General features: G+C 63.7%; 9 protein-coding genes. All 9 read right to left on the bottom strand.

Annotated elements, in window-relative coordinates:
- Positions 1 to 73: 73 nt before the first annotated feature.
- The 9 genes from ACHWRX_RS06505 to ACHWRX_RS06465 all read right to left on the bottom strand — a co-directional run bounded on the left by ACHWRX_RS06505 (position 74) and on the right by ACHWRX_RS06465 (position 11940).
- Entirely contained in the window at positions 74 to 628 is a 555-nt protein-coding gene (locus ACHWRX_RS06505; protein WP_394658578.1) for a hypothetical protein, read from the bottom strand.
- Positions 629 to 656: 28 nt separating this feature from the next.
- A complete protein-coding gene (locus ACHWRX_RS06500) occupies positions 657 to 2999 on the bottom strand; it encodes a right-handed parallel beta-helix repeat-containing protein (protein WP_394658577.1) in 2343 nt (780 codons plus the stop codon).
- Positions 2999 to 3406: a hypothetical protein gene (locus tag ACHWRX_RS06495; protein ID WP_394658576.1), complete on the bottom strand. Its 408-nt coding sequence runs from the start codon at positions 3404 to 3406 to the stop codon at positions 2999 to 3001. Before ACHWRX_RS06495 ends, ACHWRX_RS06500 begins: the two co-directional genes overlap by 1 nt.
- A gap of 5 nt (positions 3407 to 3411) precedes the next feature.
- The gene (locus ACHWRX_RS06490) at positions 3412 to 5526 is read right to left on the bottom strand and encodes a hypothetical protein (RefSeq protein ID WP_394658575.1); all 2115 of its coding nucleotides are present in this window, start codon (positions 5524 to 5526) and stop codon (positions 3412 to 3414) included.
- The gene (locus ACHWRX_RS06485) at positions 5523 to 10220 is read right to left on the bottom strand and encodes a hypothetical protein (RefSeq protein WP_394658574.1); all 4698 of its coding nucleotides are present in this window, start codon (positions 10218 to 10220) and stop codon (positions 5523 to 5525) included. Before ACHWRX_RS06485 ends, ACHWRX_RS06490 begins: the two co-directional genes overlap by 4 nt.
- Before the next feature lie 38 nt (positions 10221 to 10258).
- The gene (locus tag ACHWRX_RS06480; protein WP_394658580.1) at positions 10259 to 10672 is read right to left on the bottom strand and encodes a hypothetical protein; all 414 of its coding nucleotides are present in this window, start codon (positions 10670 to 10672) and stop codon (positions 10259 to 10261) included.
- Positions 10673 to 10689: 17 nt separating this feature from the next.
- On the bottom strand, positions 10690 to 11109 hold the full coding sequence (locus tag ACHWRX_RS06475; RefSeq protein WP_394658573.1) for a hypothetical protein: 420 nt from the start codon (positions 11107 to 11109) through the stop codon (positions 10690 to 10692).
- Positions 11110 to 11215: 106 nt separating this feature from the next.
- Positions 11216 to 11668: a phage tail tube protein gene (locus ACHWRX_RS06470; RefSeq protein ID WP_394658572.1), complete on the bottom strand. Its 453-nt coding sequence runs from the start codon at positions 11666 to 11668 to the stop codon at positions 11216 to 11218.
- Positions 11669 to 11742: 74 nt separating this feature from the next.
- Positions 11743 to 11940, bottom strand: coding sequence for a hypothetical protein (locus ACHWRX_RS06465; RefSeq protein WP_394658571.1), 198 nt, complete (start codon positions 11938 to 11940; stop codon positions 11743 to 11745).
- Positions 11941 to 11942 lie beyond the last annotated feature (2 nt).

Genomic DNA, 11942 nt, shown 5'->3' with positions numbered 1-11942 from the left:
ACGATCCACCAGACGACCGGCTCGCGCGCAACAGCAGTGCCCATAGCGACGGCCCCCACAACCGCGAGTGCCTTTACCGCAGGCATACGGCCGCAAGAGCAGCGGTGAAACTCAGGATGACCACGGCACCGGCGCGCACGAGCGCTGGCCAGCGGCTCCACATATCGACAGGCAGCGGCGCCTTGCGCAGTTGATGCTCGACGCCGGGCTCGCCCAGGATAGCCAGAGCCATCCAGCCCATGCCGCAGGCGACCGCGATCGGATCGAGCCAACGCTGCGCCATGACGACGCGCGCGGTGGTGACCGGATCGTCCGGGTTCCAGCCCCATAGCACCATGGCGCCTGCCCCGCAGCGCAGCGTGATGCCCGTCGCCGCCAGCAGCAGGATCATTCGGTAGATCGTCACTGGATCCTTGGGGTGATCGTAGCGGCGCTGGATCCAGATACGCCGGGCCTGCTTGCCCATCATCATCGCGCCCAGGAACGTCGTCGCGGTCATCACGAAGAGGTTGAAGACGAACAGCGTGGTGTCGTTGTTGAACGCACGCGGCATCGGCGATGGCGGTCCCGCCTGGACTGCCTGGGCCACCAGGCTGTTCGCCGCGTCTGCGAGCATTGGCAGGATCATGAATTGGCTCCGAAGGTGAAGATGGAGATCACAGGCTCACGCCTCCGGCCTGGCCGAATTGGCGCTCGATGCGGAAGCGGATCGGATCAGTGCAATCCTGGTTCAGCACGGCAAAGCCGTAGAGGCGGCCTTTGAGGAAGTTGGTGTATCTGGTCCCGTCCCAGCGCGCGCCAACCAGCGCCTGTTCGTTGGCAAGCGGGTAGGTGTTGGTGATCGGCGCGCCGGTGCTGCCATCGCCGGGAATGATCTGCACGGCGTTGGACCGCACGACGCGATCAAGCGTGCGGAACGAGAGGACAACCGACTTGCCCGGCGTGGCGCCAGTGCCATTCGATGTCCCGTTCGGGGCGGTGCAACGGTAGGTAACGGAAACGCCGCCGCGCACGCCGAACCAGAAAGTGCCGTTGGACGTATTCGCGCCGCCATCCGTCGAGAGACCGCGCCGGCCGAAGAACAGCCCATAACCGCTGCCGTCGCCCGCATCCTTGCCCTTCTGGATCGCCATGATCGCGGTGAAGTTGGCGAAGCGGAAGTCGCCGGGCTGGCCCAGGTTGTAGACATGGCTGACGCCGTTCAAGTCGAGGTAGTTGTAGAGGCCGTCGTTGCGCAGTGTTGCCTGCCGCTCGGGATCAGGCTGCCACATGTGGTGCCCGAAGCCGCTCTGGTCGCTGATCGCCGCCACCTGATCGCCGACGTTGGCCGGGATGGTCATGGCAACGTCGGCCCAGAATTGGGCGGATGAGAAGCCAAACCAGCAGCCATCCGCGCCTGGGTAGGCAAAGGCCTCAGCCGGGGCGATCGGCGCGTCGTCGACGTCGAGGATCTCGATTTGCAGCGGGTACGCGGCCGAGACGTTGCCGTTGGCGTCGATCACCCGCAGGGTGATCTTCAGGATTTTGGACCCGTCGGCCGCAGGACCGTTGGCAACGTCGTAGTCCTGCGCCCGCATCTGTAGCGTGCGGCCCGAGATCCCGAACTTGCCCGCGTCAGGGCCGGTCACCTGCAGCGTGACGTTCTCCGAGGCCGTGACCAGAAAGGCCTGAGGCTGGTTCTCGTTGACGGCAATGCTGGCCCCGGCTGCTGTCACCGGTATAACGCGCGGGTTAGCCTCGCCCGGCACCCGGTAGGTCAGCTGCGTGATCGTCGGCGCGGTCGCATCGGCATGGTCCCAGGTCTGATAGAGCGCGTCGGGGTTGCCTTCGGGATCGAACATCGGCACGCCACCGCCCTTGGTGACGCCAGCCTGCGCGGCGGCGTCGACGGCGATGAAGCCGGTCTCGAAGATGTGAAACGGTGCCGAGGTGGCTGAGGTACTCTGTGTCCAGGTACCACCTTGGACACGCACCCGACTGTGGGCGTAGGCGAAGACTTGTCCGATCGAGCCCGACCCGATCTTCCAGGGATTGCGACCGATGCAATCGATCAGGTCGGCTTCGCCCCACATGCGGAAGTTGCGTTTGTTACCGTCACCAATGCAGCGCACCAGCGTAACCTGGCCCTTGAAGTCGTAGCCCCCGTCCGTGTTGCTTCGGGCAACACAATCCTCTGCGAGCACGCCATAATTTCCGCGTTCACAAGCGAAGCCATCGGCGTTCCAGTAATTATCGCCATTGTCCTGGTAGTTGTTCTCGGACGTGCAGCGCCGAAACGTTACATCGTGCGCAGTGTCATCGAGCACGAAACCACTAGACCATAAATCGCCGTCCTGGCGTTGGGCGTCGGCGTGACAGTCCTCAAATAGCAGGTTGCGACTATCATACCGCATGATGATGAACTGCTTTGAGTAGCCGTAGCCGTTGCAGCGCCGGAAGGTCGCGCCATCGATGCTGGCGGTCTGGCCGCTACTGGCGCTGTTCTGGATCAAACGGCGAATGTTGTTGCCGGTGATGTCCTCGAACGTCAGGTTCGAGTTGGCCTGACGCAGGCGAATGCAGGTCCCCGCATCCTGAAACGTGAGAGAGGCGAGCTTGAGATGGCTCGCGCCGGCGTTGAACCACAGGTGCTCACCGCCAACCGCCTGGCCGGCAGTCCAGTTCGGAGCGCGATTGCCGATCAGCACCGCCGGCTTGGCGAGCCCGTTCACATCGACGCCACGCACGACGACCGGCGCACCGGCGCTGCCGCCCTTCGTCAGCGCCAACTGTAGCGGCAGCGTGTACGGGCCAGCGTCCGCTCGCAACCGTACCTCGCCGCCGATTGCCGCCGCCTTGGCGATCATGCTGTTGAGCGTATGCAGCGGCGCGGCATTGGCCCAATCATCGCCCGACCAATTGCCGGCGCCGCCAGGCGAGATGTAGACAGCCTTCACCTTCGCAGGCGTCCGCACCGTCGCCACCAGGGCCGGGAAGTAGCCGGCGTGAACGGCGAGCATCAGCCGACCACCGCCGTGTCACCATCCAGCAGCCACACGCCCGCGATCTCACAGGTCAGCGCGACGCCGGCATCCAGCCCGGCAGTGCCGTTGTGCCCAAGCCGGTGGTAAAGCGTCGAACCAGGAGCCGCGACGAACCTGAGCGGCGCGGCGGTGACCTGGCGAGGCAGAAACACCGTGCCGACCGGCGCGTCCGCCGGCAGGGTGATGACGATCGAGGCAGTGGCGCTGCCGTTGCCGATCCGCAGGCGCTTGCCGCCATGCAGCTCGTCGGTCAGCGAGTGCGGACCTGGGCCCGTCATCTCCTGTACCAGGATGCGCTTGGTGAAGAAGCGTAGCTCTTCAAGCTGCGCGCTAAATCGCGCGACCAGCTCGGCAAAGCTGGTCTGATCAACCGGCGTGGGCATGGTGGTCAGTTCCCGAAAGCGTGCCAGTCGATCCCTTGGATCAACTGATCATTCTTGGTTGAGGACTGGGCGTAGAAGGTCGCGCCCTGGAGCGATGGCGTGCCCAGGTTCTGGATCCAGAGATCGCGCAGGTTGCTCGCCGAACTGATGTAGGCGCTGCCGGTCACGGTCATGACGTTGTTGGGGAACGGCATGGGAAAGATCACACTGAACGAGGCCTCGTCGGTGATCGTCTGGCGCAACCGGCCCCACTGGATAATCACGCCGCCCGGCATGATCTGGTAGCCGCCGTTGGGCGTGATCAGATTGTAGTCGCCGCCGAACTTGGAAACGAGCGACTCGTAGGTGATCTTCTTGGCAGCGATGTTGCCGTTGAATACCCAGTCGCCGCCCTCGTAGCTAAGCGCCTGGATGGGATTGTTGCCATTGGTGTCGACAAACAGGAAGCGCTCGGCCGCGAAGCTCAGCTGGTTGAAGCCGCCGCCCGCGATCCCTTCGATACCCACGATCGTGCCGTCCGACCGCGCCGAGAACAGAAACTTGGACGTCCCGGTCTGCCCATTCACTTCCTGCAGGAAAGCGACGAATTGCTGGATGCCGTTCACGTTCGCGCCGATGGCCTGAACGAAAGTCCGCACCGGTGTGCCATCGGCCATGTAGAGGATCTGATCGCTCTCGGCACGCCAGGTGGCGCCGCGCATCATTTCCTCGGCGATGGTGCCCGTGGCGTCTTCCAGATCGTCCACCACCTCCACCGGCGTGCGCATGCGGCCCGTCACCTGCTGCCAGGCCAGCGGCAGCGCATCCTTCGTCACATCGGCATTGTCGGCGGGCTTGGTGCCCACAGGATCGCCGACGTCCGGCCAGTCGACATGCGCGCGCAAAGGCTCAAGCTTGCCGGCAGTGCTCAGGCCCTCGATCGAGAGCGAAAGCTTGCTGGTGGCCTGACCAACCTCGATCGAAAACTCCTTGAAGAAGCCGTAGATCGTGAGGGTGTCGAAATCGCTTCCGCCGATCCAGAGCGCCGGCCGCGCACGGACCGCCGCAATGCGGCTCGCGACCATGTCGACAGCCTCGGTATCGATCAGGGCCTTTGCCGCCATACGTTTCGCCCAGGCGCGCTGCACGACTGTTACTTCGCCAAAATCGTCGACTTCCTTCCGGCTGTAGTCGGTGATCCCTGCCGATGGTGCAGCTTCGGTAATACCAAGCCCAACAGCATTCCCGATCAGCAGCGTGCCAACCTCCACGGTCCCCGGGCCCATGAGCGTAACCGTGACCTGCTCATCCGTGAGCGGAAGATCTAGGAACAAGGCCATCCCACCAGCACTTGGGGCCATCGTGCGGTCATAATCCGCAGCCTGCACCCTCACGCTGGTTCCCTTCACGTCCAGCAGTGCGACCGCATCGATCTCACCCGCTGCCAGCGTGACCACCACAGAGCCAGCGCGAGACGTGACTGAGCCCAGAGCGCGATCGAACATGGCCCAGCGGTTCATCGGACCCACGTCAGTCCACTGGCCAGATCCCGACGCGGGGTCGTGGCCGACATTGTTAGCGGCAGCGCTTTCGTAGATGCGATGCAGCGGGGCCCTGATGACGCGGGCGCCCAGCGGGTAGGTCGTCTGCGCCGACCAGGCCGGTGCGTCATCCTGCAGGACATTGCTTGCGATCAGCTGCGCGGAGTCGATTTCAACTGGCTGCAACAGCCGCAACGTCGATAACGATCCATCCGGTGCGGGATCGTCGCCAGGATCATCAAAAGGCTCTGTCGCTGCGAGACCTTCAACCGTCAGCGTGCAATAGCTAAGCGGCGGCACCGCCAGGTCGAGATCGAAGTCTTTATAGAAGCCGCGAAAGTTCAGCCAGGCAAAGCGATCGTCGGCAACCCACTGCGCGGGCGTCGCCCTGATATCAGCCAGCAGCCGCTGTACTGCATCCACGCTGTCGGTCGGCATGGCACAGCGCACCGACATGCGCCGCGCGAAGCTGCGCTCGACAACGGTCGTCACACCAAAGTCATCTGTCTCGCGCCGACTGTAGTCGACTATGCTGATCGTTGGCGTTGCCTCGGTGATACCAAGATCCGTGGTGCCGCCACCATCACGAACGATCTTCATGCAGCAACGCCATTCACGGCCAGACCTTCGCCCCCGCCATTGTCCAGCGCCGTCTCAAGTACCTTTGCCGAACGCCCGCTCGCGTTCGCGTTGACGGCAAGGCCGCTGTTCATGTCGGCGCGCATCTGCGCCAACTCCTGGCGCAGGGCGCGCAGTTCGAATGCCGAGTTGTCATTCGCTGCCGACGCCCCGCTTGTGGCCTGGCTGGACGTGGCCGCAAGCCTGAGCGTCGAAGCGGTCGAGGATGTCACCGGCGCGCCGGTCATCGCCCCGACCAGGCCGTAGACGCCCTCCAGGCTTGCGGCAGTCTGCGCCTTGATCCGGTCGAGCTCCTGTTTGCTGGTCGCCGTGTTGCCGGCGGCGGTGAGCAAAGCCTGGCTGAGATCGACCAGCTTGCCGGCCGCATCCTTATCCCCACCGCGAGCCGCATCGACCGCAGCATTGAACCGGCCCTGCAAGGCCGCGAAGCCGCCCGAGCCGGTCGCATCGGTAATGCCGCGTATGCGGTTGATCTCGTCGAGCAGATCGGTACCGATCGACTTCCATGCGTTGCGCAGTTCATCGGCTGCGGCAGTCGCCGCTTGCTGCGCCTCTGTAAGCTTCTGCTGAGCCGCGACGGAGTCCTCGACAGCGTAGAGCCGCTTCAGTTCGGCGCGCACGTTGTCGTTGAGGGCATCGCGCAGTTCATGGGCCCGATCGATGGCCTTGACGGTCGCGTCGTCGCCACGGGCCTCGGCGATGCGCGAGCGGACATCGTCAAGCGCGTCGCTTTCCTTGCGCATGGCTTCCTGGCGCTTGATCGTCAGCAGCTGCTCGAGCGAGGCATATTCCGCCGCGCTGGCACCCGCTTCCTTGAAGATCGCCCGCAGTTGGCCGAACTGCTTGTTCACGGCGTCCAGAGACGCGCCGACGGGATCGGTGTAGCCCTTCAGGTCGGTGAACACGGCTTCGAAGTTCATCGCCTTTTGCAGCTGGGCCTGAAGATCGTCGCCGGCTTTGAGCAAGTTGTTCGTCGACTGGCGGATGCCCGTGATCGCGCCCCGCTCGATCGCCTGCTTTATGGCGTAGGCAACGGCGGCCTCTGCGTCGTCGTTGAAGTCGACCGCGCCGCCCTTGACCTTCAACGAGGTACCGCCGGTGTTGACGCGATAGTCGCCGTGACGTGTGCCAACGCTGATGTTGCCGAAGTCGCCGATACTACCGCCCAGCTGCTGCGCCAAGTTCGTCAGACTGCCAAAGATGCTTTTGCCGGCAGCCAACGCCGCCTTCTCCGCCGCGCTGCTGTTACCGCTCGTTGCGGACACGCCCGAAGACGACAGGTCGACACGACCCCACTTCGCCTTTGTGAACAGGCCACCCACCACGCTGCCAAGCAGACCGCCCGCAATGCTGCCGATCGCCCCACCCAGCGGGCCGGCGATGGCTGTGCCGAGCGCCTTGCCCGCCATGCCGCCGATCGCTGAGCCGAGCTTTTGAACCGTGCTCTGCTTGCCGAATACGGCCTCAGCCGTGCCCATGCCGACGCCCGCGCCCTGAAGGGCAGACTTCATACCCTCGCCAAACTTCCCGCCCTTGCCGAAAACCTTGCTGACTTCATCGCCGATGGTGGACGCGATCTTCGCACCGGACTTGTCGGTCTTGCCGGTATCGAAGCTTGTGTTGAGCAGCTGGCCGATCGGGCCGCGTACGCTCGCGGTGTTGCCAGAGACAATGCCAAGCAGAGCGCCAAGGCCTTGGCCGACCGTGCCCATGCCTTCGAGCAGGTTGATCGTGTCGCGCAGCTGATCGTTATAGCGTTCGATCGCGACGGTTTCCCGATCGAACTTTGCCTTGAGATCGACGAGATCGATCTCTGCCTGAGCTTGGCGCAAGACTGCCGCTGCCGACCCGTCCAGGCCCCGCTTCAACAGATCAGCGGCCTCGGCCTGAGCGCGCAGCAGAATGGCTGACTTTTCCTGCTCCACGTTGATGGCGGCAAGCTGATCTTCAAGAGGCTGCCTGCTCAGGCCTTTCAGCGCGGCAATCCGCTGCGTGCCGAACTTCTTGACCATCTCGGCTTCGCGTAGGGCGCCCGCCGTCGAGCGGTCGATCTGTGTTGCCTGCTGCTGATCGGCGGCCTTCTTTTCAGCTTCGGTAAGGCTTTTGCGGGCCGCGCGCTGATCTTCTAGCGCCTTCGTCGCGCGGTCGGCATCTGCCGTCAGCCCCTGCTGCTGAGCCGCCTGGATTGCGGCAAGCAGCGGAAGGTCGGTCATCTGATCACGTACCAAGTCGGCGGCGCGCTCGGCAGGGATCAAGCCGGCCGCGACCTGGGCGTTCACCTGCTCTTGTACTGCAGCCTGTTCACGCACGCTCGCTGTCGACCGGGCTGCATCGGCAACCCGCTGTGCTATCGCCAGGCCGACTTCGCGAGACACGTTCGCCTCGATGTCGGCGCCGTCACGGATGGCTTCGCTCTCAGCCTTTACGCGCACCGCAGCGATGAGCGCCGCTCCGCCCGAGGCTTCATAGGCCTTGGCGAGCGCATACAGGTTCTGGGTTTGCGCCTGGATGGCTTCGGCATCCGTGGTTTCGCGCATGGCAGACCGGAACTCGCCCAGCTGTTGACGCGCGGTCGAGGCTTGCGTGGTCTTTCCGACGACGGTGGCCGGTGCCTGGATGTGGAGATGATCCTGGTGCCCCTTCGCACCGGACGTGGGACCTTTGCCGCCAGCGGCGTAGAATTGCTTGTTCCAGATCACGTCGTAGCCGCGTGACTGATACAAACGAGCGAGTTCGTCGTACTTTGCCTTGAGGTTTGGCACGTTGGCTTCAGTGATGCCCTTGCCGACGTTCACATCGATCGCGTAGCGATTGTGGGCCGCGTCGTTTGCATGTCCGGTGGTGACGCCGAACTGCACATTGCCGTCGACGCGCATGCCTGCGCTCTGCAGCTCCCTGCCGGCAATGCCAATGGCCTGCTCGCGGGATTTGAAGCGGGATACACCATCGCTGGCCTTCGCGGCCGACTGACGCGCTTGCTCGGCCTTGGTGACCGCTTCCAGCTGCGCCTTCTCCCGGGCTAGTTCGGCCCCATAGGCGCGCCGAGTAATTGTGCCCGCTGCATACTCAGCACGAAGACGCCCCTGCGCTGCTTCGAACCGGTTTGTCGCTTCGACAACCTTGTCGAGGGCACCTTCGACAGCGCGATCCATAATTGGGATCGTGGCTTCTCGGATGCCAATGCGTGCCGCGGCGATGCCTTTGTTCGCAGCCGCCAGTTGTGCCTTCATGTCGCGAAGCGTGAACTCGAGTTCCTCAACGCCCGCCGCCAAGCCAACATTGCCTTTCGCGCTTTTGATAAGGCCTTGCTGCTTGGCGATACTAGCCTGTAACTCGTCACGCTTCTTTTCGAAGTCACGCAGTTGAGTTCGAGCAGTATTAAGCTGGGAAACCTCAATTTGCTGCTGTGTTTGAAGGCCGCGCTTGAGCTCTTCGTTGAACTCACGCTGGATTTCTATCAAGCCCTCGAGCGTGCGGCCGAAGGCTTCTTTCGCCTGGCGCGAGATCTCGCTCTGCTTGGCATCCTCCTTCAGTTTGTCGATCGCGTCGCCAAGCGCGTTGTTGGACTTGAAAATCTTGTCACTCAGCGAGCCGAGCACCAGCATCGCGGCTGTAACGGCGAGGCCCCATGGGCCAAGCATGAACCTGGCCGCAGCGCCGAGCGTGCCTTCAAGGCCCGCCATCTGACCCGCGGCCTGGCCGCCCTGGATGGCGAGAACCGTTAGGACATTGGTGCCCATGGAGATCTGGGTGAAGGCGTCCTGCGCCTGGAACGACAGGCCCTGCATGGCCTGTCGGTGAGCACCGGTGGACACGATCGCGCGGTCCTGCACCGTGTTCACGGACGCCAGTGCAGCACGCTCCATCTGGAGCTTGGCAACATAGTCGTCGAGGGTGATTGCGCCGGCTGAAACCAGGTTCCGGGCGTTCGCTATCTCGGCGTCGAAGCGCTGCTGTGCGGCGATGGCAGGATCGATCGACGCTTTCAGATGTGCGGCGGCGGCGGCAAGGCGCTCCATCTCGCGAGTCTGCTCGGCAAGCGCCGAATACGAGGCACCGCCCTCAATCGCGCTTGTCCTACCGACGCCCGTGTTCCGCTCGATCGCTGCCCGCAAGCGCGCCTGCTCCGCCAGCGCAGCGGTGGCACGCCGTGTGGCTTCAACCTCGGCATCGGCGGCGCGCTGGGCGGCGGCGATGCGTGCTGCAGCCGCCTGTTCAGCGGCAGCGACTTCGCTCGCGCGCAAGGCCGCCTCCTGGCTTCGCAGTCGCATGGCGAGTTCGGTAAGCCCTTGCTGCTCTGCTGCCAGCGCGGCAGACTCCACCTTCATAAGGCGCAGCTGATCCTTGGTTTTGCCGAATGCGCCAGCCTGGCGTTCCAGCTGGCGCGAGAGACCCTCGCCGGCCTTCTCCACGCGGATGAGCGCACTTGCCGCTGAGGCCGCTTCTCGCGTAGTCGCGTTGCCGAACGTGCTGACACGCGCCGTGGCGCCTTTGAGATCGAGCGATCCTTTGGCGGCCGCCTCCAGCTTCTGAAACTCACGAACCGCGTTGGCCTGAACGGTGCCGATCAGGTCATCAAGCGAGCGGAGCTGTCCGAAGCTGTCGTGGAAGTCGATGGCGAAGCCAACGCCAAGCATTGCCCCTTCTTCGTCCATGCGAACCTCCTATGTGTTACGGCAATGGCGCGCAGGCATCAGCCCAGCACCATCTCAAGGCGACTGACCTCGAGCTTCTTCTCGCGTTCGGTCACCGGTGCCCGCCACGGTGGTGGGCAGTTTTCGCTTTCGGCATCGCGACCAAACGCCAGATACTCGACCGACAGCTTCCGGATCAGCCGAGCTTCCCAGCGGGGCAGTGCTACGCCCATGACGTCCTGCCAGGCTTTGATCGATTGCCAACTGACCGGCCCGGAGCCCATGCCGGCAGCTTCGGTCAGCCCGATGTCGATGAGGCGTGACAGGATATGCGGCGCTGAGATGCGCGGCATTGCCGGCTTGATCTTATCGTTCTTCAGCTTCTGCGCCCGGCTTATCAATGGCGGCGGGTTTTTGGCCTGAGCGCGCTTGCTGCCCTCTGGCGGCTTGGGCGTGGCATTGAGCCACGCCATCTGCCGCACGTAGAGCGTCAGTTCCCGGTCGATCCGGGCGTGAACTTTCCCCAGTCGCGCAAGGCCTTCTGGACCTGACCGACAATGAAGCCGAGCTTGCGATCTGCATAAAGGGCTCGGAACAGCTCCTTGCCCTGCTTGTCACCGGCAGGCGGATAACTCAGGTTTTCAAATCCGACGGTGAGTGATGCGAGATCGTCAGCCTGCTCGGCGTTACGCTGCTCCATCTCCGCAACGGCAATCTGGCCATCGTTGTCCTGCATGCGCTTGAGGGCGCGTGCAGTCTGACGATCCTCTACTTCGGCAAAGGCCGGCGAGCCGGGGCTCCACAAGTGAATGCGAACGGGCTTGCCGTCGAAGTAAAGTGGGGTGCCGCCGGCGCCCTTGATGTGGATCGGCGCGCTGTCGGCGACTGCCTGGGTGGTAATATCGAACATAGGTGTTTCCTCTCGCGGGAAGGTGCACCAGCCCGCTCCGCCAACCGCGACGCGCGGGCGGACTGGTGCGCAAAGACCGGCTCAGAGGGCCGGAAGGTGGGGATGTTCAGGCGACGACGTCATCCTTGACGATCTTGGTATCGATCTCGATCGTCGGGTTGACCATCAGCATGCTGGCGGCAGCGCCCACGTTCTCCGGATAGCCAAACACGCGGCCCTGGAAGTAGCGCTTGTCGCCGCTCGGATAGGTAACGCGGTACGCATACAGCTCGTTGTTATCGGGATCAGCGGCGGTACGCAGCAGCGTTTGACCAGCATCTGCCGGATCGTGGGCGATCGAGGGTGCGAGCGAGCCATAGTCGGTCGGACCCTTGTGCTTCTGCTTCGGCCCCTTGAGGGGCTGAAACTCGACCTTCTCGGTGGTCGCACCGATGGTGCCGAGCTGCTCGACGTTGCCGACTTCGGTGAAGGTCAGAGCCACGTAGCCGGCCTTGTCCTGAGTGCTGGGCTTGCCGGCTGAGATCGCGATCGCCGTGCCCGCTGCAGTGGTGGAACCCATTTCATATCTCCTGGTGGGTCATGTTGGTGGCCGAGAAGTCCGGCCGGGACCGTCCGCGCGGGCGGACGAACTGGTTACGCGTCGCTCTTGGTGTCGGCCTTGGCGGCGCGGGCGTCTTCGGCAGTCGCCTTGCGCACGAGGCCAGCGGCTTCGTAATTCGCGAAGACACCTTCTGGCAGCGTCGGCGTGTCGCCCTTGGCGAACCGCTGTTCGGTACCGGCGTCGTTGAAATCCTTCAGCGCGACAGCCTTGATCGTCTTTTCGTCACTCATAG

It is taken from the genome of uncultured Novosphingobium sp. (assembly GCF_964277725.1).
Lineage (GTDB): Bacteria > Pseudomonadota > Alphaproteobacteria > Sphingomonadales > Sphingomonadaceae > Novosphingobium > Novosphingobium fluoreni.
This window is presented reverse-complemented; position numbering and strand designations above follow the sequence as displayed.

Excerpts from the sequence above, each read along its gene's own strand:
- ACHWRX_RS06505 (WP_394658578.1), bottom strand. The coding sequence starts at position 628 with ATGATCCTGCCAATGCTCGCAGACGCGGCGAACAGCCTGGTGGCCCAG.
- ACHWRX_RS06500 (WP_394658577.1), bottom strand. The coding sequence starts at position 2,999 with ATGCTCGCCGTTCACGCCGGCTACTTCCCGGCCCTGGTGGCGACGGTG.
- ACHWRX_RS06495 (WP_394658576.1), bottom strand. The coding sequence starts at position 3,406 with ATGCCCACGCCGGTTGATCAGACCAGCTTTGCCGAGCTGGTCGCGCGA.
- ACHWRX_RS06490 (WP_394658575.1), bottom strand. The coding sequence starts at position 5,526 with ATGAAGATCGTTCGTGATGGTGGCGGCACCACGGATCTTGGTATCACC.
- ACHWRX_RS06485 (WP_394658574.1), bottom strand. The coding sequence starts at position 10,220 with ATGGACGAAGAAGGGGCAATGCTTGGCGTTGGCTTCGCCATCGACTTC.
- ACHWRX_RS06480 (WP_394658580.1), bottom strand. The coding sequence starts at position 10,672 with ATGGCGTGGCTCAATGCCACGCCCAAGCCGCCAGAGGGCAGCAAGCGC.
- ACHWRX_RS06475 (WP_394658573.1), bottom strand. The coding sequence starts at position 11,109 with ATGTTCGATATTACCACCCAGGCAGTCGCCGACAGCGCGCCGATCCAC.
- ACHWRX_RS06470 (WP_394658572.1), bottom strand. The coding sequence starts at position 11,668 with ATGGGTTCCACCACTGCAGCGGGCACGGCGATCGCGATCTCAGCCGGC.
- ACHWRX_RS06465 (WP_394658571.1), bottom strand. The coding sequence starts at position 11,940 with ATGAGTGACGAAAAGACGATCAAGGCTGTCGCGCTGAAGGATTTCAAC.